At 72.5% G+C, this 24,862-nt stretch carries 25 protein-coding genes; 7 read left to right on the top strand and 18 right to left on the bottom strand.

Translation table 11 applies throughout. From position 1 onward, the window contains the following. Positions 1-23 precede the first annotated feature (23 nt). Genes DJ010_RS15350 through DJ010_RS15330 form a run of 5 tightly spaced genes read right to left on the bottom strand, consistent with a single transcriptional unit; the run spans position 24 to position 3,934 of the window. Complete coding sequence (locus DJ010_RS15350) at positions 24-761, bottom strand: ABC transporter permease (RefSeq protein WP_109695320.1); 738 nt, start codon at positions 759-761, stop codon at positions 24-26. Next, positions 758-1,480 (bottom strand): ABC transporter ATP-binding protein, encoded by a 723-nt coding sequence (locus DJ010_RS15345; RefSeq protein WP_109695318.1) that lies wholly within the window; start codon positions 1,478-1,480, stop codon positions 758-760. Before DJ010_RS15345 ends, DJ010_RS15350 begins: the two co-directional genes overlap by 4 nt. Before the next feature lie 48 nt (positions 1,481-1,528). After that, on the bottom strand, positions 1,529-2,065 hold the full coding sequence (locus DJ010_RS22755) for a TetR/AcrR family transcriptional regulator (RefSeq protein ID WP_281271144.1): 537 nt from the start codon (positions 2,063-2,065) through the stop codon (positions 1,529-1,531). Between the two features lie 59 nt (positions 2,066-2,124). Continuing rightward, complete coding sequence (locus DJ010_RS15335; RefSeq protein WP_109695314.1) at positions 2,125-2,994, bottom strand: sugar phosphate isomerase/epimerase family protein; 870 nt, start codon at positions 2,992-2,994, stop codon at positions 2,125-2,127. Position 2,995: 1 nt separating this feature from the next. Next, complete coding sequence (locus DJ010_RS15330; protein WP_109695312.1) at positions 2,996-3,934, bottom strand: Ppx/GppA family phosphatase; 939 nt, start codon at positions 3,932-3,934, stop codon at positions 2,996-2,998. Positions 3,935-3,991: 57 nt separating this feature from the next. Here DJ010_RS15330 and DJ010_RS15325 point away from each other — a divergent pair, with 57 nt between their 5' ends. The 3 genes from DJ010_RS15325 to DJ010_RS15315 all read left to right on the top strand — a co-directional run bounded on the left by DJ010_RS15325 (position 3,992) and on the right by DJ010_RS15315 (position 6,212). Then, positions 3,992-4,771 (top strand): DUF3109 family protein, encoded by a 780-nt coding sequence (locus DJ010_RS15325; protein WP_109695310.1) that lies wholly within the window; start codon positions 3,992-3,994, stop codon positions 4,769-4,771. 78 nt (positions 4,772-4,849) lie between these two features. Beyond that, a complete protein-coding gene (locus tag DJ010_RS15320; protein ID WP_109695308.1) occupies positions 4,850-5,488 on the top strand; it encodes a VOC family protein in 639 nt (212 codons plus the stop codon). A 10-nt stretch (positions 5,489-5,498) separates the two neighbouring features. Then, a complete protein-coding gene (locus DJ010_RS15315) occupies positions 5,499-6,212 on the top strand; it encodes a class I SAM-dependent methyltransferase (protein ID WP_245927601.1) in 714 nt (237 codons plus the stop codon). Between the two features lie 104 nt (positions 6,213-6,316). Here the strand turns inward: DJ010_RS15315 and DJ010_RS15310 are convergent, their stop codons facing one another. Beyond that, entirely contained in the window at positions 6,317-7,375 is a 1,059-nt protein-coding gene (locus DJ010_RS15310) for a LacI family DNA-binding transcriptional regulator (protein ID WP_170124654.1), read from the bottom strand. 126 nt (positions 7,376-7,501) lie between these two features. Between DJ010_RS15310 and radA the strand changes: the two genes are divergently transcribed. Continuing rightward, complete coding sequence (radA, locus tag DJ010_RS15305; protein ID WP_109695306.1) at positions 7,502-8,914, top strand: DNA repair protein RadA; 1,413 nt, start codon at positions 7,502-7,504, stop codon at positions 8,912-8,914. Between the two features lie 82 nt (positions 8,915-8,996). Further along, the gene (gene disA / locus DJ010_RS15300) at positions 8,997-10,073 is read left to right on the top strand and encodes a DNA integrity scanning diadenylate cyclase DisA (protein WP_109695303.1); all 1,077 of its coding nucleotides are present in this window, start codon (positions 8,997-8,999) and stop codon (positions 10,071-10,073) included. Between the two features lie 91 nt (positions 10,074-10,164). Here the strand turns inward: disA and DJ010_RS15295 are convergent, their stop codons facing one another. Further along, on the bottom strand, positions 10,165-11,031 hold the full coding sequence (locus DJ010_RS15295) for a hypothetical protein (RefSeq protein ID WP_109695301.1): 867 nt from the start codon (positions 11,029-11,031) through the stop codon (positions 10,165-10,167). 33 nt (positions 11,032-11,064) lie between these two features. On the opposite strand from DJ010_RS15295, the gene DJ010_RS15290 reads away from it, so the two are divergent. Continuing rightward, positions 11,065-11,964, top strand: a complete 900-nt coding sequence (locus DJ010_RS15290) for an HhH-GPD family protein (protein ID WP_281271143.1) — start codon at positions 11,065-11,067, stop codon at positions 11,962-11,964. Between the two features lie 110 nt (positions 11,965-12,074). Here DJ010_RS15290 and DJ010_RS15285 read toward each other — a convergent pair whose 3' ends face one another. The 8 genes from DJ010_RS15285 to DJ010_RS15250 form a co-directional block, all read right to left on the bottom strand. Next, a complete protein-coding gene (locus DJ010_RS15285) occupies positions 12,075-14,666 on the bottom strand; it encodes an ATP-dependent Clp protease ATP-binding subunit (RefSeq protein ID WP_109695299.1) in 2,592 nt (863 codons plus the stop codon). Between the two features lie 217 nt (positions 14,667-14,883). Beyond that, positions 14,884-15,207 carry a histone-like nucleoid-structuring protein Lsr2 gene (locus DJ010_RS15280; protein ID WP_109695297.1) on the bottom strand — a complete coding sequence of 108 codons (324 nt, stop codon included), beginning with the start codon at positions 15,205-15,207 and terminating at the stop codon, positions 14,884-14,886. Between the two features lie 121 nt (positions 15,208-15,328). Beyond that, entirely contained in the window at positions 15,329-16,105 is a 777-nt protein-coding gene (locus tag DJ010_RS15275; RefSeq protein WP_109695295.1) for a type III pantothenate kinase, read from the bottom strand. Further along, positions 16,102-17,022 (bottom strand): carboxylating nicotinate-nucleotide diphosphorylase, encoded by a 921-nt coding sequence (nadC, locus tag DJ010_RS15270; RefSeq protein ID WP_109695293.1) that lies wholly within the window; start codon positions 17,020-17,022, stop codon positions 16,102-16,104. Before nadC ends, DJ010_RS15275 begins: the two co-directional genes overlap by 4 nt. Beyond that, positions 17,019-18,728 (bottom strand): L-aspartate oxidase, encoded by a 1,710-nt coding sequence (locus tag DJ010_RS15265; protein WP_109695291.1) that lies wholly within the window; start codon positions 18,726-18,728, stop codon positions 17,019-17,021. The genes nadC and DJ010_RS15265 overlap by 4 nt, the downstream gene beginning before the upstream one ends. A gap of 40 nt (positions 18,729-18,768) precedes the next feature. Further along, positions 18,769-19,191 (bottom strand): aspartate 1-decarboxylase, encoded by a 423-nt coding sequence (gene panD / locus DJ010_RS15260; RefSeq protein WP_109695289.1) that lies wholly within the window; start codon positions 19,189-19,191, stop codon positions 18,769-18,771. Beyond that, positions 19,191-20,111: a pantoate--beta-alanine ligase gene (gene panC, locus DJ010_RS15255; protein ID WP_211318817.1), complete on the bottom strand. Its 921-nt coding sequence runs from the start codon at positions 20,109-20,111 to the stop codon at positions 19,191-19,193. The genes panD and panC overlap by 1 nt, the downstream gene beginning before the upstream one ends. Next, entirely contained in the window at positions 20,108-21,043 is a 936-nt protein-coding gene (locus DJ010_RS15250) for a Rossmann-like and DUF2520 domain-containing protein (protein WP_109695285.1), read from the bottom strand. Before DJ010_RS15250 ends, panC begins: the two co-directional genes overlap by 4 nt. A 192-nt stretch (positions 21,044-21,235) precedes the next feature. Between DJ010_RS15250 and DJ010_RS15245 the strand changes: the two genes are divergently transcribed. Continuing rightward, entirely contained in the window at positions 21,236-22,354 is a 1,119-nt protein-coding gene (locus DJ010_RS15245; protein ID WP_109695283.1) for a glycosyltransferase family 2 protein, read from the top strand. Positions 22,355-22,390: 36 nt separating this feature from the next. Here DJ010_RS15245 and DJ010_RS15240 read toward each other — a convergent pair whose 3' ends face one another. The 3 genes from DJ010_RS15240 to DJ010_RS15230 form a co-directional block, all read right to left on the bottom strand. After that, positions 22,391-23,332 (bottom strand): ABC transporter substrate-binding protein, encoded by a 942-nt coding sequence (locus DJ010_RS15240; RefSeq protein WP_109695281.1) that lies wholly within the window; start codon positions 23,330-23,332, stop codon positions 22,391-22,393. 118 nt (positions 23,333-23,450) lie between these two features. Next, entirely contained in the window at positions 23,451-24,155 is a 705-nt protein-coding gene (locus DJ010_RS15235) for an ABC transporter permease (RefSeq protein ID WP_109695279.1), read from the bottom strand. After that, complete coding sequence (locus DJ010_RS15230) at positions 24,152-24,859, bottom strand: ABC transporter permease (protein WP_109695277.1); 708 nt, start codon at positions 24,857-24,859, stop codon at positions 24,152-24,154. Before DJ010_RS15230 ends, DJ010_RS15235 begins: the two co-directional genes overlap by 4 nt. Between the last annotated feature and the right edge of the window lie 3 nt (positions 24,860-24,862).

The following is a 24,862-nucleotide window of genomic DNA, read 5'->3' as shown; positions in this document are numbered from 1 at the left end:
CGCGAGATGCCGCTTCCGCGGGGTCAGGGGCTGCGGCGTCGCAGGGTGCCCGCGCCGAGCGCGAGGCCGGCGACGGCGTACGCCGCGACGACGGCCAGGTCCACCCACACCTCGCCGGTCGTGGTGGAGCGGGTGAGGTGCTCCATGGCGTCGACGGCGTAGGACAGCGGCAGCACGTCGCTGATCGCGCCGAGGACGTCGGGGAGCGCGGAGCGGGGGACGAAGAGGCCGCAGAGAAGGATCTGCGGGATCACGACCGCCGGCATGAACTGGACCGCTTGGAACTCGGTGCGGGCGAACGCGCTGACGAACAGCCCGAGCGCGGTGCCGAGGACGGCGTCGACGATCGCGACGACGGTCAGCAGCCAGACCGGCCCCTCGATGGTCAGGTCGAGCACGCCGACGCTGAGGGCGACGGCCAGGGCGGACTGGACCGCTGCGACCAGTCCGAAGGCGACGGCGTAGCCGAAGAGGAAGTCGAGCTTGCCCATCGGCATCGCGAGCAGCCGCTCCAGGGTGCCGCCGGAGCGCTCGCGCAAGGTCGTGACGCTGGTGATGAGGAACATCACGACGAAGGGGAACATCGCCAGCAGGGCCGGCCCGATCCGGTCGAAGGTGCTGCCCGGCAGGTCGTCGAACATCCACCACAGCAAGGTGATCAGCAGGCAGGGCAGCACCAGCATGATCGCGAGCGTCCGGTGGTCGCGGCGCAGCTGCACCAGCACGCGGGCCGCGATGGCGAGGGTGACCCGCGGCGTCATGACGCGCTCCTGACGATCGCGAGGAAGGCGGCCTCGATGTCGTCGGCCTCGGCGAGGCCCGCCGTCCGCTTGATCTCGGCCGGGGTGCCGTCGGCGATGAAGACCCCGTCCCGCATCAGCAGCAGCCGGTCGCAGCGCTCGGCCTCGTCCATGACGTGGCTGGAGACGAGTACGGCGACGCCGGACTCGGCCAGGCCGTGGAAGGTGGACCACAGGTCCTCCCGCAGCACCGGGTCCAGCCCGACCGTCGGCTCGTCGAGGACGAGCAGGCTGGGGCTGCCGAGCAGGGCGACGGCGAGGCTGGCTCGGGAGCGCTGCCCGCCGCTGAGGTTGGCGACCACGTCGTCGCCACGGTCGGCGAGGTCGACCGTCTCCAGGCAGCGGCCCACCTCTGCCCGGTCGACACCGAGCACCCGCGCGAAGAAGGCGAGGTTCTCGGCGACGCTGAGGTCGTCGTACACGCTCGGCGCCTGGGTGACGTAGCCGATCCGCGGTCGCAGCGCGCGCGAGCCGGCGGGTTCGCCGAGCACCGTGCAGGTGCCGCGCACGCCGGCCTGGACGCCGACGAGAGCACGCATCAACGTCGACTTGCCGCAGCCGGACGGGCCCAGCAGGCCGGTCACCTCCCCGACGGGGATCGTGAAGTCGAGCCCGCGCAGGACGTCACGGCCGCCGCGGGCCACGGAGAGGCCGACAGCCTCCACGGCGCTTTTCATCATGTGATGAATAATGCCGTGGAGGGCGCTCCGGCGCAACCTGCGACGCGATCAGCCCGGGGGAAGCTCTCCCGTCAGGTAGCGCTGGATCGTGGGCCCGTAGATCCCGACGAGGACCTCGGGGTGGAGGGAGGCGACGGGTTCGAGCCGCACCACGTAGCGGGCGAGGATCAGCCCGATCACCTGGGACGCGACGAGCGGCATCCGCAACGACGGCCGGTCGAGGCCGAGCTGCTCCCCGATCGGCACGAGCACGACCGGCACGAACCCGTCCCGGACCAGCCGGTCACCACCGGGCTCGAGCACCCGGCGCACGAGGGCGAGCAGCCCTGGCTGCAGGCCCGGGTCGTCCCAGACCGACAGGAAGGCGCGGACCAGCGCCTCCCCGGCCTGCTCGGGCTGTCCGGCGACCGCGGCGCTGATCACCTCCCGCGGGTCGACGGGTGCCTCGAGGGCCGCGACGAACAGGTCGTCCTTGCTGCCGAAGTAGTGGTGGACCAGCGCCGTGTCGACACCGGCCGCGTTGGCGATCGCGCGGATCGTCGTCCCGGCGAAGCCCTGCTCGGCGAACGCGTTGCGCGCCGCCACCAGGATCTCCGCACGCGTGTCGGGTCGTCCCGGGCGCCGACCGCGCCGGGGCCCCTCGGTCACCGCTCCGTCGCCGGGCGCGGGGCCACCGGTGCCACCGGTGCCACCGCGGCGCCCGGGGCGACCGTCAGGTGCTCGCGCGCGAACTCCAGGGACGCCCGCAGGTCGGCCGCCCGCTCCTCGCGGGTCGTGCACCGGCGGGTGTTGATCTCGAGCACCACCTCTCCATTGAAGCCGTTCGCGACCACGTGGTGCAGGAAGTCGGCCGCCCGCATCGCTCCGCGCCCCGGCACCAGGTGCTCGTCCTTGGCCGACCCGGTGCCGTCGGTGAGGTGGATGTGGCGCAACCGCGGTCCCAGCCGGTCGGCCATCGCGATCGGGTCGTCGTGGGCGATCGCCGCGTGGGAGAGGTCGATCGTGGTGTTCGCGTAGGGCTCCGAGGAGGGGTCCCACCCCGGGAGGTACATCTCCATGCTGCGCCTGGCCGAGGCCCGCCAGGGATACATGTTCTCCACCGCGAACGCGATGCCGCTGGACTCCTCGAGCGCCGCGATCCCGTTGACGAAGTCGCGGGCGTACTCCCTCTGCCACCGGAACGGGGGGTGGACGACGACGACCTCCGCGCCCACCGCGGCCGCCATCTCGGCCGACCGCTCGAGCTTCCCCCACGGTTCGGTGCCCCAGACCCGCTGGGTGAAGAGCAGGCACGGCGCGTGCACGGCACTCACCGGGATTCCGTGGTGCTCGACCAGCTGCTCGATCGCCACGACCTGCTGGGACAGCGCGTCGATGCCGACCATCACCTCGACGGCCTCGTAGCCGACCTCCGCCGCCCAGCTGAAGGCGTGCGCGGTCGACTCGGGATAGACCGAGGAGGTCGACAGCCCGATCCGCGGCCGCCCCGGGCGGGCGGCTCCGTCGCTCACCATCTCAGTCCCCGCCGATGACGCTGAGCTTGTCGATGCGCTCGAGGATCACACCCTCCCGCAGCGCCCAGGGGCAGATCTCCAGCTCGGACAGGCCGAAGATGTCCATGCACGCCTCGGCCACGAGCGCGCCGGGCACGATCTGGTGGGTGCGGCTCGGCGAGACGCCGGGCAGCGCGGAGAGCTCGTCGGGCGTCATCGCGACCAGCTTGGGGATCCACCGCCGCAGCTCCTCCTGCGCCAGGGACCGCGGCACCAGCGGCCCCTCGGTCGACGGCGCGGCGCCGCAGATCCGCGCGAGCGAGCGGAACGTCTTCGACGTGGCGGCGGCGCGGTGCGTCGTACCGGTCCGCAGCACCTGGCCGGCGTCCTTGGCGATGTCGGCCCGGATCGTGCGCCGGATGTCCTTGAGCCGCTCCTCGTCGATCGCACCGGAGAAGTGCGTCGCCGCGAGCCGGGCCGCCCCGAGCGGCAGGGACTGTGCGACGGCGGGGCGCTCGTCGGCCCCGGTCGCGATCTCGAGCGAGCCGCCACCGATGTCGAACACGGTGAGCCGCCCGGCGGACCAGCCGAACCAGCGACGTACGGCCAGGAACGTCAGCCGTGCCTCGTCCTCGCCGGAGAGCACCTCGATGGCGACGCCGGTCTGCTCGCGCACGTGGTCGAGCACCGCGTCGGCGTTGCGGGAGTCGCGCACCGCCGAGGTCGCGAAGCAGATCATCTCCTCGCAGCCCTTCTCCTCCGCGACGACCACCGCCTCGGCGGCGAAGCCGGCGAGCGCGTCGATGCCCGTCTGGGTGACGGCGCCGTCGTCGTCGAGGTGCTCGGCCAGCCGGAGCGGCTGCTTGAAGGAGTACGCCGGCAGGGGCGCGGACCCGCCGTGGGCGTCGACGACGAGCAGGTGCCCGGTGTTCGAGCCGATGTCGAGCACGCCCAGCCGCATGCCTCCACCGTATCGCCCGGGCGGAGGCGTTCCAGGGGTCCCGAGTACGTTGGCGGGGTGCCCGAGGTCGACCTGGACTTCCCCCGCGCGTTCGTCGAGTTCGTCAACCCGGCCGACGCGAGCGAGGTCATGCGCTGCGACCTGACCTGGCTGACGTCGTCGTACACGTGCATCTTCGGGCAGGGCTGCCAGGGCATCTACGCCGACTCCCCCGACACCGGCTGCTGCACGCTCGGCGCGCACTTCAGCGACAAGGACGACGAGGAGCGGGTCGCGGCGTACGTCGAGCAGCTGACCCCGGAGCAGTGGCAGTTCCATCCCGGGCGGCTCGGGAAGTCCGGCCGCGTCCGCCGCCGCGACTGGGTCGAGAAGGACGAGGACGGCGAGCGCAAGACCCGCTCGATCGAGGTCGACGGGCAGCGCGGCTGCGTCTTCCACAACCGCGCAGACTTCAGCACCGGCGCGGGTTGTGCGCTGCACGGGCTCGCGTTGCAGCAGGGCCGCAACCCGCTCGAGACGAAGCCGGACGTGTGCTGGCAGCTGCCGATCCGCCGCACCTACCGCGAGGTCGAGCGGCAGGACGGGTCGTCGTACACCGAGGTCACGATCACCGAGTACGACCGCCGCGGCTGGGGCCCCGGCGGCCACGACCTCGACTGGTACTGCTCGGGCAACACCGAGGCCCGCGTCGCGGTCGAGCCGCTCTACGTCACCAACGAGCCCGAGCTGGTCGAGCTGATGGGCCGGGCGGCCTACGACGAGCTCGTCCGCCACTGCGAGGCCCACCTCCGGTCCCGCTCGGCGCTCGCGATCCACCCGGCCGACCGGTTCGCGTGAGTGCGGGTCGTCTCTCGATATCAAGAGACCCCGACCCCGATTCGGCGTGACGATCGGCACATGCCGACAATGTCTGACATGCGCCTGGACCACCTGTCGTACGCCGCCGGACCGGACGGACTCGCGAGCACGGCCGCCCGCCTCGGTGCCGCGCTCGGGTGCGAGTTCATCGACGGCGGGGTGCACCCGCGCTTCGGCACGCGCAACATGATCCTGCCGCTCGCGGACGCGACCTACCTCGAGGTCGTCGAGTGCCTCGACCACCCCGCCTCCGACAAGGCGCCGTTCGGCCAGGCCGTGAAGGCCCGCTCCGCGCTCGGCGGCGGCTGGCTCGGCTGGGTGGTCTCCGTCCCGGACATCACGCCGGTCGAGGAGCGCCTCGGTCGCGCGGCCGTGACCGGCAACCGGCACCGCCCCGACGGCACCGAGCTCCGCTGGCGCCAGATCGGCATCCAGGGCCTCATCGCCGACCCGCAGCTCCCGTTCTTCATCCAGTGGGAGGTGCCGGCCGACCTGCACCCGTCCGCCGGCGCCGACGGCACCGTCTCGCTCGCGGGCATCGAGATCGCCGGCGACCCGCAGCGCGTCAGCGAGTGGCTCGGCGAGACCGTCGAGGCGCCGCTCGAGGACGTCAAGGTCGAGTGGGTCGCCCCGCACGGCACCCCGGGCATCCTCGCCGCGCAGGTGCAGACCGCGAACGGCATCGTCCGGCTCTGACCCGCTCGTCGTGAGCGACGGCCCGGCGACCCCGGTCCGGGGCGCGGTCCCGAGCCCGAACATCTGGCAGCACACCGCCACCTACGAGATCGAGAACCACGCCGCCGACCCCGACGGCCGGCTCTGGGCGGCGATGGCGGACCGGGTGTCCTGGCGCGGCCGCACCGTGCTCGACCTCGGCTGCGGCACCGGCTTCCACCTGCCGCGCTTCGCCGAGTCGGCGACCTCCGTCATCGGCGTCGAGCCGCACCCGGGGTTGGTGCGCCTGGCCCAGCGCCGGACCCGGGGACTGCCCGCGGTCGACGTACGGCTCGGGACGGCACAGGAGATCCCGCTCCCCGACGCGAGCGTCGACGTCGTCCACGTGCGGTGGGCCTACTTCTTCGGCCCGGGCTGCGAACCGGGCCTGGCCGAGCTGGACCGCGTCGTACGACGCGGCGGCACCGCGCTCGTCATCGACAACGACGCGTCGCGCTCGACGTTCGGCGCCTGGTTCCGCCGCGGCTACCCGCACCTCCCCACCCCCCGCACCATCGAGCGGTTCTGGGCGCAGCGCGGCTGGAACCGCACGTCGGTCGACATGGGCTGGCGGTTCGGGAGCCGGGCGGACCTCGAGGCGGTGGTGCGGATCGAGCTCAAGCCCGACGTCGCCGAGCAGGTCCTGCGGCACCACGAGGGGTTGGAGGTCGACTACGCGGTCAACCTGTGGTCCAAGGACTTCTGAGAGGCGGCGGGGAATCACCGGTCGACCGGGGGTTCCCCAGGGTTGTCGGGCATTGCAGTGCCCGACAACCCCTGTGATTCACCGGTCGACCGGTGACTCCCCACCTAGCCCGACGACCCACGCACCGCCAGCGTCGGCACCAGCAGCACCCCGCGCGCGTCGTACGGCTCGCGGGCGAGGAGCGCCTCCAGGGCCCGCACCAGCTCGATGGCGACCTGCTCCAGCGGCTGCCGGACCGATGTCAGCCCGCCGGGCACCACCTGGGCGACCTGGGAGTCGTCGAAGCCGACGACGGCGACGTCGCGACCGGGGTGGAGGCCGCGGGCGGCGAGGGAGTGCAGGACGCCGACGGCCTGGGTGTCGCTCGCGCAGACGATCGCCGAGGGACGCACCGAGTCCAGCAGCACGTCGGCCGCCTCCCGGCCGGCGTCGACGGTGTCGGCGACGCGGACAGCGAGCCCGTCGGTCGGCCGGCCGGCCGCAGCCATCGCCCGCTCCCAGCCGGCGCGCCGGTCCTGGCCGATGAAGGAGGTCTCGGCCCAGCCGATCCAGGCGATCCGCTCGTGGCCGCGGTCGAGGAGGTGCTGGGTCGCGAGCTCGACGCCGGCGGCACCGTCGACGTCGACCCACGGGTGCGTCTCGTCGGGGTCCTCCCAGGGCCGGCCGAACGCGACGAACGGCGCGTGCCGCTCGCTGAGCCATCGGGTCTGGGGGTTCCCGAGGTAGGTGTCGGTGACGATGAACGCGTCGACGGCGGTCGATCGGAGCAGGTCGTCGTAGCCGCGCACCAGGTCCTCGGCGGTGGTCTCGGGCTTGCCGGGCCCGCCGGAGAAGAGCAGCAGGTGGTAGCCCGCCTCCCGCGACGCCTCGACCAGCGCGTGCACGAACCGGTCCATCGCCGCGTTGGCCGTGAACTCCTGGGCCGGCGGGAGCCGCAGGCCGATCAGGTGCGAGGCCCGGGTGCGGAGGTGACGGGCGGCACGGTTGGGCCGGTAGCCGAGCTCCTGGATCGCCGCCTGCACCCGCTCGAGCGTCTGGGGACGCAGCAGGTCGGGGTTGTTGATCGCGTTCGAGACCGTCTGCCGCGAGACCCCCGCCCGCTCGGCGACGTCGGCCAGGGTCGGCGGCACGAGCGGCGCGTCGTACGACGACGCTGAGGTCACGGTCGCCTCCGGGCAGGTCTCAGGTGCGGTTGGAACGTTAACGAGGATACGTCCGCACCGCCCGGTACCCGGACACGCAGCGCGTCATTCGAACATACTGTCGGACGGGTGGCCTACGGTCGTCCCATGGCCACGAGCACGCGATCCCGCGCCGCCCAACCCCGCGCCTCCTACCGCTGCTCGGAGTGCGGCTGGACGACGACGAAGTGGGTCGGCCGGTGCGGCGAGTGCCAGGCCTGGGGCTCGGTCGCCGAGGCCGGCGGCGCACCCGCCGGCCGCACCGTCGCCGCACCGGTGTCCACACCGGCGGTCCCGATCGGCGCGGTGTCGGCCGAGCAGGCCGTCCACCACGGCTCCGGGGTGCCCGAGCTCGACCGCGTGCTCGGCGGCGGGCTGGTGCCGGGAGCCGCCGTGCTGCTGGCCGGTGAGCCGGGCGTCGGCAAGTCGACCCTGCTGCTCGAGGTCGCGGCGCGCACCGCCGCGCGCGACCAGCGCACGCTCTACGTCACGGGCGAGGAGTCCGCGTCCCAGGTCCGGCTCCGCGCCGACCGCACCGACGCGGTGCACGACCAGCTCTACCTCGCCGCCGAGACCGACCTCGGCGCGATCCTCACCCACATCGAGGAGGTGCGACCGCGGCTCGTGGTCGTCGACTCCGTCCAGACCGTCGGCGCCGCCGGCATCGAGGGCGTCCCGGGCGGCGTCACCCAGGTCAGGGAGGTCGCCGCAGCGCTCGTCCGCGTCGCGAAGACCCGCGGCGTCACCGTCGTGCTCGTCGGCCACGTGACCAAGGACGGCTCGATCGCCGGGCCGCGCGTGCTGGAGCACCTGGTCGACGTCGTCCTCCACTTCGAGGGCGAGTCGGGCAGCCGGTTCCGGATGGTGCGGGCGATCAAGAACCGCTTCGGCCCGGTCGACGAGGTCGGCTGCTTCGACCTCGGGCCCGAAGGCATCCGCGCCGTCGCCGACCCGACCGGCATCTTCGTCGAGCGCCACCACGGCCGGGTGCCCGGCACCTGCGTGGCCGTCACGATGGAGGGTCGCCGGCCGCTCCTCGCCGAGGTGCAGTCGCTGGTCGCCCAGGCTGGCGAGCGCCCACGTCGTACGACGTCCGGCATCGACGGCTCCCGGCTGGCGATGGTGCTCGCGGTGCTCCAGCAGCACTGCGGGGTCGACCTCAGCCAGCGCGACGTCTTCGCCTCCACCGTCGGCGGCGCCAAGATCACCGAGCCCGCCGCCGATCTCGCGCTCGCCATCGCGCTGGCGTCGTCGCACTTCATGACCTCACCGCCGACCGGGTTGGTCGCGATGGGCGAGATCGGCCTGTCCGGCGAGCTGCGCCGGGTCCGCGACGTCCAGCAGCGGCTGGCCGAGGCGGCCCGGTTGGGGTTCGAGATCGCGCTGGTGCCGGCCGAGGTGGGCAAGGGCGGCCGGCAGCGGATCGTCGACGGGATGCAGGTCGTCGAGGTCTCCCACGTGCGCCGTGCGCTCGAGTTCCTCAACCCCACGCGCTCCTTCCGGGTGATCGAGGGCGGCTGAGTTCCGGCGCCGGGTGCGGCCTCAGGCTCTAAGGTTGCGTTCGACCAGGGTGTCGACCCGGGCCTAGGGATGGGAGTGCGTAGTGGTTGAGCGGCCGGGTGACCCGCGCCTCCGCGACACGTTGGCGTCGATCGCGCCGGGCACCGGCCTGCGCGACGGCCTCGACCGGATCCTGCGCGCCCGCACCGGCGCGCTCATCGTGCTCGGTCGCGACCGCATCGTCGACGGCATCTCCACGGGCGGTTTCGAGCTCGACGTCCCGTTCAGCGCGACCGGGCTCCGCGAGCTCGCGAAGATGGACGGCGCGATCATCATCGACCGCGACATCACCCGGATCATCCGGGCCGCCGTCCACCTGATGCCCGACCACACGATCCCGTCGGAGGAGACCGGCACCCGGCACCGCACCGCCGACCGGGTCGCCAAGCAGACCGGCTTCCCGGTCATCTCGGTGTCGCAGTCGATGCAGATCATCGCGGCGTACGTCGGCGAGACCCGCCACGTCCTCGAGGACTCCGGCCAGATCCTCTCCCGCGCCAACCAGGCGCTGGCGACCCTCGAGCGCTACAAGCTGCGTCTCGACGAGGTCTCCGCCACGCTCTCCGCGCTCGAGATCGAGGACCTGGTGACCGTGCGCGACGTCGCCGTGGTCGCCCAGCGGCTGGAGATGGTCACCCGGATCGCCCGCGAGATCGACGACTACGTGCTCGAGCTCGGTACCGACGGTCGGCTGCTCGCCCTCCAGCTGGAGGAGCTGATCACCGGCGTCGACATCGAGCGCGAGCTGGTCATCCGCGACTACGTGCCCTCCCGCAAGCGCAGCCGCGAGCCCGACGACCTGCTGACCAAGCTCGAGAACCTGTCGGCCACCGACCTGGTCGACCCGGCCTCGGTCGCGCGGGTGCTCGGCATCGGTGCCGGCGAGCACCTCGACGGGGCGGTCGCCCCGCGCGGCTACCGGCTGCTGACCAAGGTGCCGCGCCTCCCCGCCGGGGTCGTGGAGGGCCTGGTCGACCACTTCGGCACCCTCCAGAAGCTGCTCTCCGCCGGCATCGACGACCTCCAGGCCGTCGAGGGCGTCGGCGAGCTGCGCGCCCGCAGCGTGCGGGAAGGCCTGTCCCGGCTGGCCGAGTCGACGATCCTCGAAAGGTATGTCTGATCGGGTCTTGGCCGCCGTGTAGGCGACGCAACGGGGAATTTTGTCGTGGTTCCAGCGCGACCGCTACAAGAATCCCCGGTGTGACGAGCTCTCAGCGCCGCGGCTCCTCGCCGTCCTGGGCGCCCTGCGCCTCCTCCTGGGCGGTCTCCTCGTCCAGCTGGTTGCGGCTCTTCCTGTCGCGCTCGTCCTGCTTGTCCCGCTCGTCCCGCTCGTCCTTCTTCGTCTTCTTGACGATCTTCTCCCGCTCCGGCGCGGCCAGCGTGAACGCCGACTCCCCCGGCTCGCCACCCAGCGCGGCAGCGGTGACGGTGTAGTCGCCGGGCATCAGCCAGTCCTTGGTGCCGGGGCACTCCTTGCCGTGGCGGGTGCCCTCGGGGAACGGGGACCACTCCATCTGCACGACGGTGGCGATCGACCGGCGCACGACCACCGACGTGCTCGGGACCGCGCCGGGGCAGTGGCTCGACCGCCACAGGGCCTGCTGCCCGCGGGTCACCTTGATCGTGACCTTGTCCGCACCGATCCGGAAGTAGCACGCCTCGGCCTGCACGGTCTGGAGCGCGAGCCCGATCGTCACCGGCTTGCCGGCGACCGCCGACTCCACCCGCGGGGTGATCCGCACGTCGGCGGGCTCGCAGTTGCCGCTCGGCTCCGCCGCGAGCAGCGTCGGGTCGAAGGTGGGGCCCTGCTGCGGACCGAGGTCCCGCTTGCCCTTGCGTCCCTGGGGAGCGGACTGCTGCTCGCCCCGGGCCTTGCGGCCCTGGTCGACGGTGATCGTCTGGGACGGCTCGACCTCGTTGCCGGCCTGTCGGGCGACGGGCACGTCGTCTTGGCCGTCGCTGCCGCCGGTCAGGACGCTCGCGACGAGGAACACCAGCGTGGCGGCCAGCGCCAGCACGAAGAACCGGCGGCGCCAGTAGACACCCGCCGGCAGCGGGCCACGGGTCAACGGCGGCATGGTCCGAGGTTAAGGACGGAGGGTCCCCGATCCGTGGAGGCACGACGGGTGGTGGAGAATCCCACGGTGCCCGACCTGGTCGCCCCGATCCTCGCGTGGTACGACGCGCACGCCCGTGACCTGCCCTGGCGACGGCCGGACGCGTCGGCCTGGTCGGTGCTCGTCTCGGAGTTCATGCTGCAGCAGACGCCGGTCGCGCGGGTCCTCCCGGTCCACCAGGCCTGGCTGGACCGGTGGCCCTCACCCGCGGCGCTCGCCGCGGAGGCCAGCGGCGAGGCGGTCCGCGCCTGGGGTCGGCTCGGATACCCGCGCCGGGCGCTGCGCCTCCACGCGGCTGCGGTCGCGATCGTGGCCGACCACGGCGGCGTCGTACCCGACTCCTACGACGCGCTCCGCGCCCTCCCCGGCGTCGGCGACTACACGGCCGCGGCCGTGGCGGCCTTCGCCTACCGCCAGCGCCAGGTCGTGCTCGACACCAACGTGCGCCGGGTGCTCGGGCGGGCGGTGTCCGGCGTGGAGTTCCCGCCGCGCTCGGTCACCAAGGCCGAGCGTGCGGTCGCCGAGGAGCTGCTGCCCGCGGACCCGCCGACCGCCGCCACCTGGTCGGTCGCGGTGATGGAGCTCGGCGCGCTCGTCTGCACCGCCGACCGCCCCCGGTGTCCCACCTGCCCCGTCGTCGACCGCTGCGCGTGGCACACCGCCGGCCGCCCGGCGTACGACGGTCCGCCTCGCCCCGTGCAGACCTACGCCGGCACCGACCGCCAGTGCCGGGGCCGGTTGCTCGCGGTGCTGCGCGACGCACCCGGGTCGGTGCCGAAGAGCCGGTTGGACGCGGCGTGGGACATCGCCGACCAGCGCGAGCGCTGCCTGGCCTCGCTCGTCGCCGACGGGCTGGTCGTCGCCACCGGTAGCGGCCGCTACTCGTTGCCGTGAGGCCGACGGATCGACCTCTGCAGACGAGAACCGACGCGCTGAAATGCGAAAGGCGTCCGATCGCAGTCACCTGGTGACTGCGATCGGACGCCTTGTCGCTCGTCCGGCTGCTACTCGCTCGCGGTGCGCGGCACGTCGGTCGGGCCGTCGCCGCCGAGCGGGTTGGCCGGGCCGTCGAGGCCGCCGTCGGCCGCACCCTCGGAGATCGTCTCCAGCGGCGGCAGGTCGGGCAGCTCGCTGACCTTCTGGCCCTCGAAGGTGAAGGTCGCGGTCGGACCCTCGCCGTCGACGTCCACGAGCACGATCTGGCCGGGGCCGACCTCGCCGTAGAGCATCTTCTCGGCCAGCACGTCCTCGATCTCGCGCTGCACCGTGCGCCGCAGCGGCCGCGCGCCCAGCACCGGGTCGAAGCCCCGGGTCGCGAGCAGGTTCTTCGCGGCCTGGGTGAGCTCGATCCGCATGTCGCGGTCGCGCATCCGCAGCTCGACCGAGGCGATCATGTTGTCGACCATCGCGACGATCTGCTCCTGCGACAGCGGCGGGAACACGACGATCTCGTCGACGCGGTTGAGGAACTCGGGGCGGAAGTGCTGCTTGAGCTCCTCCGACACCTTGGCCTTCATCCGCTCGTAGGAGCCTGCCGAGTCGCCGCTCTGCTGGAACCCGAGGTTGACGCCCTTGGAGATGTCGCGGGTGCCGAGGTTCGTGGTCATGATGATCACGGTGTTCTTGAAGTCGACCACCCGGCCCTGCGAGTCGGTGAGCCGGCCTTCCTCGAGGATCTGCAACAGGCTGTTGAAGATGTCGGGGTGGGCCTTCTCGACCTCGTCGAAGAGGACGACGGAGAACGGCTTGCGGCGCACCTTCTCGGTGAGCTGACCGCCCTCCTCGTAGCCGACGTAGCCCGGAGGCGAGCCGAAGAGCCGCGACACGGTGTGCTTCTCGCCGTACTCGCTCATGTCGAGCTGGATCAGCGCGTCCTCGTCGCCGAAGAGGAACTCGGCGAGCGTCTTGGACAACCACGTCTTACCGACACCGGACGGGCCGGCGAAGATGAACGAGCCGCCGGGACGCTTCGGGTCCTTCAGGCCGGCACGGGTACGACGGATGGCGCGGCTGAGCGCCTTGACGGCCTCCTCCTGCCCGATGACCCGCTTGTGGAGCTCGTCCTCCATCTTGAGCAGCCGCGAGGACTCCTCCTCGGACAGCTTCACGATCGGGATGCCGGTCGCGACGGCGAGCACCTCGGCGATCAGCTCCTCGTCGACCTCGGCGACCTCGTCCATGTCGCCCGCGCGCCACTGCTTCTCGCGCTCGGCCTTCTTGAGGATCAGCTGCTTCTCCTCGTCGCGCAGCCGCGCGGCGGCCTCGAAGTCCTGGCCGTCGATGGCCGCCTCCTTGCGCTGGCGGACCTCGGCGATCTTGTCGTCGAACTCGCGCAGGTCGGCGGGGGCGGTCATCCGGCGGATGCGCAGCCGCGAGCCGGCCTCGTCGATGAGGTCGATCGCCTTGTCGGGCAGGAAGCGGTCGGAGATGTAGCGGTCGGCGAGGGTGGCCGCGGAGACCAGCGCCTCGTCGGTGATCGTCACCCGGTGGTGCGCCTCGTAGCGGTCACGCAGACCCTTGAGCATCTCGATCGTGTGGGCGATCGACGGCTCGGCGACCTGGATCGGCTGGAACCGGCGCTCGAGCGCGGCGTCCTTCTCGAGGTACTTGCGGTACTCGTCGAGGGTCGTCGCACCGATCGTCTGCAGCTCGCCGCGGGCCAGCATCGGCTTGAGGATGCTGGCGGCGTCGATCGCGCCCTCGGCAGCGCCGGCGCCCACGAGCGTGTGGATCTCGTCGATGAACAGCACGATGTCGCCGCGGGTGCGGATCTCCTTGAGGACCTTCTTGAGGCGCTCCTCGAAGTCACCGCGGTAGCGGCTGCCCGCGACCAGTGCACCCAGGTCGAGGGTGTAGATCTGCTTGTCCTTGAGCGTCTCGGGGACGTTGCCCTTGACGATGTCCTGGGCCAGGCCCTCGACGATCGTCGTCTTGCCGACGCCCGGCTCTCCGATGAGGACCGGGTTGTTCTTCGTGCGGCGGGACAGGATCTGCATGACCCGCTCGATCTCCTGCTCGCGGCCGATGACCGGGTCGAGCTTGCCCTCGCGGGCGTCCTGGGTCAGGTTGCGGCCGAACTGGTCGAGCACCAGCGAGGACGACGGGGCGTCGCTGCCACTGCTGCCGGTCGCGGCCGCGGCGGAGCCCGACTCCTTGCCCTGGAAGCCCGAGAGCAGCTGGATGACCTGCTGGCGGACCCGGTTGAGGTCGGCGCCGAGCTTCTGCAGCACCTGGGCGGCGACGCCCTCGCCCTCACGGATCAGACCGAGCAGGATGTGCTCGGTGCCGATGTAGGAGTGACCGAGCTGCAGCGCCTCACGCAGCGACAGCTCGAGCACCTTCTTGGCCCGCGGCGTGAACGGGATGTGCCCGCTCGGCGCCTGCTGGCCCTGGCCGATGATCTCCTCGACCTGGGCGCGCACGGCCTCCAGCGAGATGTCGAGCGACTCCAGCGCCTTGGCGGCGACGCCCTCACCCTCGTGGATCAGGCCGAGCAGGATGTGCTCCGTGCCGATGTAGTTGTGGGAGAGCATGCGGGCCTCTTCCTGGGCCAGCACGACCACCCGGCGGGCTCGGTCAGTGAACCGCTCGAACATCTGTTGCTCCTCCACGCGTCTGCAGGGCGTACGACGGGTACAACCCGATCAACAGCCTACGCGTTCCGTGGGCAGCGAAAATCCCGTCCGCTATCAGCGAACGCGCCGGGCTGGGAATCACCGGTCGACCGGTGATTCCCCGGGGTTGTCGGGCATTGCAGTGCCTGTCAACCCTGGGGAACCCCCGGTCGACCGGTGATTCCCCGCGCCCGGTGGCTCAGCGGGCGTCGAACGCCTCGCGCACGTCGGCGGGGATCCGGCCGCGGTCGGGGACCTTGAAGCCGTTGGAGCGGGCCCAGTCGCGGATCTCCTTGGCCGAGGGGCCGGAGCCGGCGGCGGCGGACTTGGAGCGGGTACGACGACCGCCACCCACCTTGCGGGCGTGGCCGACGTAGGCGGCGAGGGCGTCGCGCAGCTTGGCGGCGTTCTTGTCGTTGAGGTCGATCTCGTAGTTGGTGCCGTCGAGACCGAATGCGACGGTCTCGGTGGCGTCGGAGCCGTCGATGTCGTCGACGAGAACGATGTTGACCTTCTGTGCCATGGCTGGCGCCTTCCCTCGAAATAGGTTATTCGCGTCCCGATATCCCCCGGAACGACCCTCGCATAATGTCGTAAACCCGCGATGAAGGAAAGTCGGCGGAATACCGGTGCCGTTTTGTCGACTATTTCGCGTTGCGGAGGAACACCATTTCGAGCCCGCGCAGCGTCAACCACGGTGAATGGTGGGTGAAGCAGCGGCATTCCTCGGTGACCAGTGGCGCGAGATATCCGGTGGCGACCACCCGGACCTCACCGGCCGCGACGCCGAGGGCCGCGGTGATCCGCTCGACCATCCCCTCGACCTGGCTGGCGACGCCGAACACCATGCCGGACTGGAGGGCCTCGACGGTGTTCTTGCCGACGACGCCGCGTGGCCGCACCAGCTCGACCATCCGCAGCTGCGCGCCGCGCGTGCCCAGTGCCTCGAGGGAGATCTCGATGCCGGGGGTGATGGCGCCGCCGACGTACCGGCCCTGGTCGTCGATGACGTCGAACGTCGTCGCGGTGCCGCCGAAGTCGACGACGATCGCTGGTCCGCCGAAGTCGTTGGCCGCTGCCAGCGCGTTGATGATCCGGTCGGTGCCGACCTCGCGCGGATTGTCGACGAGGATCGGTACGCCGGTGCGCACGCCGGGCTCGACAATGACGTGCGGGATATCAGGGAAATGACCGAGCAGCATCTCGCGCCAGGACTGCAGAACCGCAGGGACGGTCGAGCAGACGGAAATACCGGAGATCTCGCTGACTTCCGCCCCGAGCAGGCCGCGGAGCAGCACCGCCCATTCGTCGGCGGTGCGGTGCTCGTGGGTGGCGACCCGCCAGTGCGAGCCGACCTCGCCGTCACTGATCATCCCGAGGACGGTGTGCGCGTTGCCGATATCGGCCGCCAGCAGCGTCATTCCTGCTCCCGGAAGTCCAGCCCGAGGTCGAAGACGTTGACCGAGTGCGTGAGCGCGCCGACCGAGATGAAGTCCACGCCGGTCTCCGCGACCTCGCGGGCGCGCTCGAGGGTGAGCCCGCCGGAGGCCTCCAACGCCGCCGGACGGCCGGCGGCCACGTTGATCTCCACCGCCGCCCGCATGTCGGCCGTGCTCATGTTGTCGAGCAGCACCTCGGTGCAGCCGGCGTCGAGCACGGCTCGCAGCTCGTCGAGATCCATCACCTCGACCTCCACCCGCAGACCGGGGTTCGCGGCGACCACGGCGCGGTAGGCCTCGACGACCCCGCCGGCGGCGACCGCGTGGTTGTCCTTGACCATCGCGCGGTCGACCAGGCTGAACCGGTGGTTGACCCCGCCGCCGCAGCGCACGGCGTACTTCTGCAGCGCCCGCCAGCCGGGCAGCGTCTTGCGGGTGTCGAGCACCCGGGCGCCGGTGCCGGCGATCGCGTCGACCCAGGCGGCGGTCGCGGTGGCGACTCCGGAGAGGTGGGAGGCGAAGTTGAGCGCGGTGCGCTCGGCGGTCAGCACGCCCTTGACGGGTCCCGCGACCGTGAGCACCACGTCGCCGGGCTTCACCCGGCTGCCGTCGGGCAGCCGGCCGGTGACCTCGACGTCGTCGCCCAGCGCGTAGCGGAACGCGAGCTCGGCGATCGCGAGCCCCGCGACCACACCGACCTCACGGGCGGCGATGTCGGCGACGGCCCGTCCCATCTCCGGCATCGCGGCGCTGGTCGCGTCGTCCGCGCCGCCGGGAAGGTCTTCGTCGAACGCCGTCACGACGTGGGCGTGGACGGCGGCGGGATCGAGCCCCGCGTCGGCGATCTCGGTGACGAGCGCCGAGGGCAGCGCGTCGTACGGCGTCCGGGCGAGCGTCATGCTCCTGCTCCGTCGGTCGGCAGGTCGGTGTCGGTGGCCGGCGCCGGGCTGAAGGTCACGGTCGTCACCCCGTCGGACATCGAGACGTCGAAGTGGCCGGCCCAGCGGGCGTCGTCGCGCTCGGGGAAGTCGTCGCGCCAGTGCGAGCCGCGGGTCTCCTCGCGGAGCGCGGCGGCGTCGGCCAGGGCGGTGCTGATCGTCAACAGGTTGGTGGTCTCCCAGGAGTCCTGGTCGACCTGCTCGGCCACCTGGCCGGTGAGCTTGTCGAGCAGGCCGGTGGCCTCGGCGAGCCCGCCGGCGGACCGCAGCACGCCGACCTTGGAGGTCATCGTCTCCTGGAGGTCCCGGCGCGCGGCACCGGTCACCAGCCCGGCGGTGCGGCCGTCGGCGGCGACGTCCTGCCACGGGCGCAGCTCGCCCGGCAGCACGGCGGCGATCCGGCGGGAGAAGACCAGGCCCTCCAGCAGCGAGTTGGAGGCGAGCCGGTTGGCCCCGTGCACGCCGGAGCAGGCCACCTCCCCGGTGGCGTAGAGGCCGGGCAGGTCGGTGCGGCCGTCGAGGTCGGTGCGTACCCCGCCCGAGGCGTAGTGACAGGCCGGTGCGACAGGGATCAGCTCGGTGACCGGGTCGACGCCGTGCGACCGGGCGGTGGCGAGGATGGTCGGGAATCGCCTCTCCCAGAACTCCGCACCCAGGTGCCGCGCGTCGAGCCACATGTGCGGCCGGCCGGTCTCGAGCATCCGCTTCATGATCGCCTTGGCGACGACGTCGCGGGGGGCCAGGTCGGCGAGCTCGTGCACGCCCTGCATGAAGCGGGTGCCCTCGTCGTCGACGAGGAACGCGCCCTCGCCCCGCACCGCCTCGGAGATGAGCGGCTGCTGGCCGCGGGACTCCGGGCCGAGGTACATCACCGTCGGGTGGAACTGCACGAACTCCAGGTCGCGCAGCGTCGCGCCGGCCCGGAGCGCGAGCGCCATCCCGTCACCGGTGGAGACGGCGGGGTTGGTGGTCTGCGAGAAGACCTGCCCGAGCCCGCCGCTGGCCAGCACCACGGCCCGGCAGTGGACGGCGCCGACGCCGTCGCGGACGCCCTCGCCGATCACGTGCAGGGTCAGGCCGGCCACGCCGCCGTCCTGTTCAGGCGGCGCGAGCAGCAGGTCGACCGCCAGCGCGTGCTGGATGACCTCGATGTCGGGAGCCGCCTCGATCGCCGCGATCAGCGCGCGCTGGATCTCCGCGCCGGTGGCGTCGCCGCCGGCGTGCGCGATCCGGTCGCGGTGGTGGCCGCCCTCACGGGTCAGCGAGAGCTCGCCCGCGGCGTCGAGGTCGAAGTTCGTGCCGAGCGCGATCAGCTCGTGCACCGCCTCCGGCCCCTCGGTGACCAGCGCGCGGACCGCGTCGCGGTCGCAGGCGCCCGCCCCGGCCACGAGCGTGTCGACCTCGTGCTCCTCCGGGGTGTCCTCGGGACCGAGCGCCGCGGCGATGCCGCCTTGGGCCCACTGCGTGGACCCGGCGTTGAGCACGGTCTTGGTCACGACGAGCACCTTCTCGACGTGCTCGCGCAGCCGCAGCGCCGCGGTGAGGCCGGCGATCCCGGAGCCGACGATCACGACGTCGGCACGGGTGGTCCACCCGGGCTCGGGCGCCGTCAGCCGGCCGGGGAGGCGTCGGGTCGCGGCGGCCCGCTGCGGGTTGGGGTCGGACATCCGAGCAGGCTACCGATGTTCGGGACGCGAGCGCGCGTCGTCAGACCCCTGCGGCGGTCAGGTCGCCGCGACGGAGGTCCGGGTCGTCGAAGGTGTCGGCCGGGTCGGCACCGGTGCCCAGGATCCGGTTGTCGGCGTCGACGAACACGACGTGCGGCTGGTGGGCCTTCGCCTCCTCGGTCGTCATCTGCCCGTAGGCGATGAGGATGACCAGGTCGCCGGGGTGCACCAGCCGGGCGGCGGCGCCGTTGATGCCGATCACCCCGGAGCCCCGCTCGCCGGCGATCGTGTAGGTCTCCAGCCGGGCGCCGTTGGTGATGTCGACGATGTGCACCAGCTCGCCGGGCAGCAGGTCGGCCGCGTCGAGCAGGTCCTCGTCGACGGTGACGGACCCGACGTAGTGCAGGTCGGCCTGGGTCACCGTGGCGCGGTGGATCTTCGACTTCATCATCGTGCGCAGCATCAGCTGTCCCCCTCGGGGTCGGAGTTGTCGGGGGCCGCTCCGATGGTGAGGGCCAGGTTGTCGATGAGGCGGGTGGTGCCGACGCGGGCGGCGACCAGCGCCCGGCCGGGCGTGCCCGGCGGTACGTCGGCCGGCAGCTCCGCGAGCTCGAGCGTGCGGATCTCGAAGTAGTCGACCTCGACCCCGTCGGCCGCGCGCAGCTCGGCGCCGGCCGCGTCGAGAGCCGCCGCGACGCCGTACGGCGCCTCCTGCCGGGCCGCGCGCAGGGCGCGGCTCAGGGCGACCGCCTGCCGGCGCTGGTCGGTGTCGAGGTAGCGGTTGCGGCTCGAGCGGGCCAGGCCGTCGTCCTCGCGGTCGGTCGGTCCGCCGACGACCTCGACCGGCAGGCAGAGGTCGGCGACCATCCGGGTGATGAGCGCGAGCTGCTGGTAGTCCTTCTCGCCGAACACCGCGACGTCCGGGCCGACCAGCCCGAGGAGCTTGGCGACGACGGTCAGCACGCCGCGGAAGTGCCCGGGCCGGCTGGCGCCCTCGAGGATCGTCGCGAGCGCGCCAGGCTCGACGGTGACCGTCTCCTCGGTCGCGACGCCGCCCGGGTAGACCTCGTCGACGACCGGCGCGAACACGACGTCGACGCCCTCCTCACCGCAGACGGCGAGGTCGGCGTCGAACGTCCGCGGGTAGCGGTCGAGGTCCTCACCCGGGCCGAACTGCAGCGGGTTGACGAAGATCGACACCACGACCGAGCCGTCCGCGCCGGCCCGCTCCCGCGCGATCCGCATCAGGCTGGCGTGACCCTCGTGCAGGGCGCCCATGGTGGGCACGAGCACGACGGGACCGGTCGCGCGGCGCTCGGCGAGGTGGGCGCGCAGGTCGGCACGCGTGCGCACGACCACGGGCGTGCGGACGGTTGCGGTCACGCGTGCTCGGGCCGCCACGCCGTGCGCCGCTCGGCGGCGTCCAGGGCGTTGCGGATCTTGAGCGCCTGGATCGGCACCAGGCGGCCGTCGGTCACGGCCCGGTCGAGGGTGGCCCGCGCCATCGTGAGGTACGACGGCAGCGTGTCGGGGGCGTTGACGGCAATGTCGTCGAGGTGGGCGGCCACGGTCCGCACGTCACCGCGCACGATCGGGCCGGTGAGAGCGGCGTCGCCGTGGGCCAGCGCGTTGTCGAGCGCGGCCTCCAGCAGCGGGCGCAGGGTGCCGGCGGGGTCGGCCGAGCCGGCAGCGGTCAGCATCTCCATCGCCTGGGTGACGAGGGTGACCAGGTGGTTGGCGCCGTGGGCCAGGCCCGCGTGGTAGAGCGTGCGCATCTCCTCGGGCACCCAGGTCGGGCGTCCGCCGAGCTCGGCGACGAGCCGCTCGGCGAGGTCGTGCTCGGCCGGGCCGGCGGTGAGGCCGAAGACGCACCCGTCGAGGCGCTCGAGGTCGACGGCGGTGCCGGTGAACGTCATCGCCGGGTGCAGCGCGATCACCTTCGCGCCGACGGCGGCGGCGGGCTCGAGGACGGCCAGTCCGTGCCGCCCGGAGGTGTGCACGACGTACTGCCCGGCGTGCAGCGCACCGGAGTCGGCGAGCACCCGGACCACGTTGGGGAGCATGTCGTCGGGGACGGTGAGCAGCAGCAGCTCGCTGCCGCGGGCCACGGCGCTCGGCTTGTCGAGCGGGACGCCCGGCAGCAGGGTGGCGGCCCGCTCGCGCGAGGCGTCGGACTCGCCGGCGACGGCCGTGACGGGGTGGCCGGCCTGCCGGAGACGGGCGGCCAGCACGGCGCCGACCTTGCCGGCACCGATCACGCCGACGCTCAGCGGCGGCGCAGGAGTCTTCGCAGGAGTCTGCAGGGACCCGGTCATGTCTTCAGAACCTTTCGTTCCAGTCCCTCCGACCACCCGCGGGTGCGGGCCGGTGTGGGTACCGGACGTGTGCTCATTCGATGCAACAAGCGTAGGTCCAACCGCCATCCGGGCGACAGGTCACGTCCGAGTGACGTGGACCACCCGTATGGGCTGCGGCTGGGCCGGATGTGACCTGAGTACGGTCGTGGTGTGTTCAAGCGCCGGTCGGGTCCTCGCGTCCCCGAGGTCAGCGTGGTCGTGCCGGCCTACGACGTCGCGGCCTACCTCCCGACCTGCCTGGACAGCCTGCTCGGGCAGAGCCTGGAGGCGCTCGAGGTGGTCGTCGTCGACGACGGGTCGCCGGACGACTCCGGCGCGATCGCCGAGGCGTACGCCGCCCGCGACCCGCGGGTCCGGGTCGTGCACATCGAGAACCGCGGCCTCGGCGCCGCCCGCAACGAGGGCATCCGGCACGCGACGGGCACCTACCTGGGCTTCTGCGACGCCGACGACGCGATGCCGGCGAAGGCGCTAGAGGCGCTGCTGGGCCTGGCCCACGAGACCGGCGCGCCGCTCGTCACCGGCAACGTCGCGCGCTGGGACGGCGAGCAGCGCAGGCCGCTGCCCTGGATGAACAAGCTGCACCCGCAGCGCGAGGCGGTCGCGATCACCGACCGCCCGCGGCTGCTCGGCGACGTCTTCGCGTGGAACAAGCTCTTCCGGCGCGACTTCTGGGACGCGAACGGCCTGGCCTGGGCCGAGGGCGTTCGCTACGAGGACCAGCCGACGACGACCGAGGCCTACCTGTGCGCGGACAGGATCGGCGTCCTCCCGGCTGTCACCTACCTCTGGCGGGAGCGCGCCGACGGGTCCTCGATCACCCAGCAGCGCGGCACCCTCGCCGACCTCACCGACCGCTGGACGACCAAGCGGAGCGCGCTCGCCTCCGTCGAGGCGTACGGCGACGCGGGCCTGGCCGCGACCTTCCGGATGGGTGTGCTGCCGGGCGACCTGTGGCGCTACTTCGTCCACGTCCCCGACTGCGCGGACGACTGGTGGGCGCTGCTCGTCTCCGGCGTGCGGGAGCTGTGGGGGCCGCAGCGCTCGCTGACCGGCAGCACCCTGCCGCCGGCCCAGCGGCTGGTCGGCTGGCTGGTCGAGCAGGACCGTCGCGACGACGCCGCCTTGGTCAGCACCTACGCCCGCGACCTCGGCGGCCCGCTGCCGCGAGTGCCGCTCGACGACGGCGGGGTGCGGATCGACGTACCGGGCCTCGACCCGACGACCGTGGTCCCGGAGGCGCTGCGCCTCCGGGACCACGAGTCGTAGCTTGCTCGGTCGTCAGCCGATCAGCCGATCAGTCGATCAGTCGATGAGGCCCTCTTGCTCGAGGAAGTCCTCGGCGACGTCCTCGGGGGTCTCGCGGTCGATGGACACCCGGGCGATCAGCTCCCCGAGGGTCTCGTTGTCGAGAGCCGCCATCAGCGCGTTGAGCGGCTCGGCGACGTCCTCGTGCTCGGCGAGGAACTCCGAGGACACGGCGGGCACCAGGTTCTGCGCGGGCTGGATGCCCCGGTCGTCCTCGAGCAGGACCAGGCCCTGGTCGTCGAGGGTGCCGTCGAGGGTGCCGGTCTGGCCGAGCTGCGACTCGCCGTCGATGACCGATTGGTAGGTCTGCGGCGAGGCGTAGCCCAGCGGCAGCAGCTCGATGTCGATGCCGTAGACGTCGGCCAGGCCGGCCTCGCAGTCGTCGCGCCCCTCGCAGTCGGGCGCGGCCGCGAGCTTGATCGACTCGCCCTCGAGGTCGGAGAGCTTGGTGACGCCGTTGTCGTCGGAGTACTCCTGGGTGACGAAGTAGGCGTTCTGCGACGCCGCCTCCGACGGGTCGAGGAGGGTGACGCCCTTCTCGTCGAGCAGCGGCTGCATCGCCTCGAGCGTGGCGTCGAGGTCGCTGCTGCTGATCGGCTCGGCACCCTCGCCGTTGGCGTCGGTGTTGAGCTGGTCGCCGAGGCCGGCGACGTACTCCGGGACGATGTCGACCGAGGCCGGGAACTCGCTCAGGTAGGCGGGCCGGGTGTCGACCAGCTTCTTGGTCACCTCGTAGCCCGCGTCGTCGAGGAGCTCCTCGTACATCGCGGTCACGAGCGCAGCCTCGTCGAAGCTCTGGCTGGCGATGGTGACCGCGCCGCCTCCCGAGCCGGAGTCGTTGTCGGCGTCGTCGTCCGCGACGTCGTCGCCGGCACAGCCGGCGGTGAGGATCAGGCTGCCCGAGAGGACGGCAGCGAAGAGGGTCCGGCGGAGGGTCATGGCTGTCTACCTTCTGTGTCCCGCGGCGGTCGCCGCGCGTGTCCGGTCGGCGGGGAACCCCGCCCGCCTCGCGATGGAGGCCTGCGCACACGATAGGGCCACGCCCCGACAGCGTGCCCTAGCTCGTCCGTACAGTGGCCCCGCGGCCGGGCTGGACGGCCCGCTGCGCCGCGGCCGCCAGCAGCTCGAGGACCAGCGCCGCGACGGCCACCACGAAGGCGGCGCCGATGCCCTCGCTGTACTTGTTGCGGGCGAAGCCGGACACGATGATCGCGCCCACGCCGGGCCCGGCCACCAGCGCGGCGATCGTTGCCGTCGCCCAGACCTGCACCAGCGCCAGGCGGACGCCCGACACCACCAGCGGCAGCGCGAGGGGCAGCTCGACCCGCCAGAACCGCTGCCGCCCGGACATCCCCATCCCGTCGGCTGCCTCGAGGACGTCGGCGGAGACCTCTCGCACCGCGGTGTAGGCGTTGGTGACCAGCGGCGGCAGCGCGAACAGCGCCAGCGCGATCAGGGTCGCGAGACCGGCGCGGCCGTAGGGGCCGAGCTGGGCCGGACCCGGCCAGTCAGCGGTGACCAGCACCGCCAGGAGGGCGAAGGTCGGGATCGCGCGGCCGATGTTGGAGACGTTGACCGCGAGGAAGCCGCCGCGGCCGATGTGGCCGAGCCAGAGCGCGAGCGGCAGCCCGACGCCCATGCCGAGGAGCAGGGCGGTCACCGTGAGCAGCAGCTGCTCGACCAGCCGGTCCAGCAGGCCGCCGTTGCCGGTCCAGCTGCCCGCCGTCGTGAGGTAGTCCCAGGTGAGCTCGAGGAGCGTCATCGCGCCCCCGCCCTCGCCCAGGGCGTCAACAGCCGTTGCGCGACGACCAGGACGATGTCGAGCAGCAGCGCGAGCACCACGCACAGCACCGCGGCCGTGACCAGCTCGGCCCGGAAGTTGCGCTGCACCCCGTGCGCGATCAGGTCCCCGAGGCCGCCGTACGACACCAGGGTGCCGACCGTCGTCAACGCCACCGTGGAGACCGTGGCCACCCGCAGCGCCGCCACCAGCACCGGCAGGGCGAGCGGCAGCTGCACCTTGAAGAGCAGCCGGGTCGTGCCGTAGCCGAGGCCGACCGCGGACTCCACGACGTCGTCGGGCACCGACCGGAAGCCGTCGAGGAAGCCGCGCACCAGGATCGTGAGCGCGTAGACGCCGAGGCCGATGACGACCGTCGTCGCGGTGAGGCCGGTGAACGGGACGAGCAGCGGGAACAGTGCGAGCGACGGGACCGTGTAGAGGCCGGTGCTCACGCCGAGGATCGTCGTCTCCAGCCGCGGCAGCCGGCGGGCGAGGAGGGCCAGCGGGAACGCGATCAGCAGCCCGAGGAGGACAGCGGCGACGGTGATCTGCAGGTGCTCGGTGGTCGCGGCGACGATGTCGTCGCGACGGTCCTCGACGTACTGGGCGCACCACCACTCGTTGACCAGCGCGCTGTAGCAGCTCGGCTCCGCTGCAGCCGGCGCCGCTCCCAGTAGGGTCACGGC

Origin of the sequence: Nocardioides silvaticus, from assembly GCF_003160695.1 — a bacterium.
GTDB classification, from domain to species: Bacteria; Actinomycetota; Actinomycetes; order Propionibacteriales; family Nocardioidaceae; genus Nocardioides; species Nocardioides silvaticus.
The sequence above is the reverse complement of the archived record's forward strand: the minus strand, read 5'-3'. Positions and strand labels throughout refer to the sequence as shown.

Excerpts from the sequence above, each read along its gene's own strand:
- DJ010_RS15320 (WP_109695308.1), top strand. The coding sequence starts at position 4,850 with ATGCGCCTGGACCACCTGTCGTACGCCGCCGGACCGGACGGACTCGCG.
- DJ010_RS15265 (WP_109695291.1), bottom strand. The coding sequence starts at position 18,728 with ATGTCCGACCCCAACCCGCAGCGGGCCGCCGCGACCCGACGCCTCCCC.
- DJ010_RS15345 (WP_109695318.1), bottom strand. The coding sequence starts at position 1,480 with ATGATGAAAAGCGCCGTGGAGGCTGTCGGCCTCTCCGTGGCCCGCGGC.
- DJ010_RS15330 (WP_109695312.1), bottom strand. The coding sequence starts at position 3,934 with ATGCGGCTGGGCGTGCTCGACATCGGCTCGAACACCGGGCACCTGCTC.
- radA (WP_109695306.1), top strand. The coding sequence starts at position 7,502 with ATGGCCACGAGCACGCGATCCCGCGCCGCCCAACCCCGCGCCTCCTAC.
- DJ010_RS15240 (WP_109695281.1), bottom strand. The coding sequence starts at position 23,332 with ATGACCCTCCGCCGGACCCTCTTCGCTGCCGTCCTCTCGGGCAGCCTG.
- DJ010_RS15335 (WP_109695314.1), bottom strand. The coding sequence starts at position 2,994 with ATGGTGAGCGACGGAGCCGCCCGCCCGGGGCGGCCGCGGATCGGGCTG.
- DJ010_RS15285 (WP_109695299.1), bottom strand. The coding sequence starts at position 14,666 with ATGTTCGAGCGGTTCACTGACCGAGCCCGCCGGGTGGTCGTGCTGGCC.
- DJ010_RS15250 (WP_109695285.1), bottom strand. The coding sequence starts at position 21,043 with ATGACCGGGTCCCTGCAGACTCCTGCGAAGACTCCTGCGCCGCCGCTG.
- DJ010_RS15295 (WP_109695301.1), bottom strand. The coding sequence starts at position 11,031 with ATGCCGCCGTTGACCCGTGGCCCGCTGCCGGCGGGTGTCTACTGGCGC.
- DJ010_RS15235 (WP_109695279.1), bottom strand. The coding sequence starts at position 24,155 with ATGACGCTCCTCGAGCTCACCTGGGACTACCTCACGACGGCGGGCAGC.
- DJ010_RS15350 (WP_109695320.1), bottom strand. The coding sequence starts at position 761 with ATGACGCCGCGGGTCACCCTCGCCATCGCGGCCCGCGTGCTGGTGCAG.
- DJ010_RS15275 (WP_109695295.1), bottom strand. The coding sequence starts at position 16,105 with ATGACGCTGCTGGCGGCCGATATCGGCAACGCGCACACCGTCCTCGGG.
- DJ010_RS15280 (WP_109695297.1), bottom strand. The coding sequence starts at position 15,207 with ATGGCACAGAAGGTCAACATCGTTCTCGTCGACGACATCGACGGCTCC.
- nadC (WP_109695293.1), bottom strand. The coding sequence starts at position 17,022 with ATGACGCTCGCCCGGACGCCGTACGACGCGCTGCCCTCGGCGCTCGTC.
- panD (WP_109695289.1), bottom strand. The coding sequence starts at position 19,191 with ATGCTGCGCACGATGATGAAGTCGAAGATCCACCGCGCCACGGTGACC.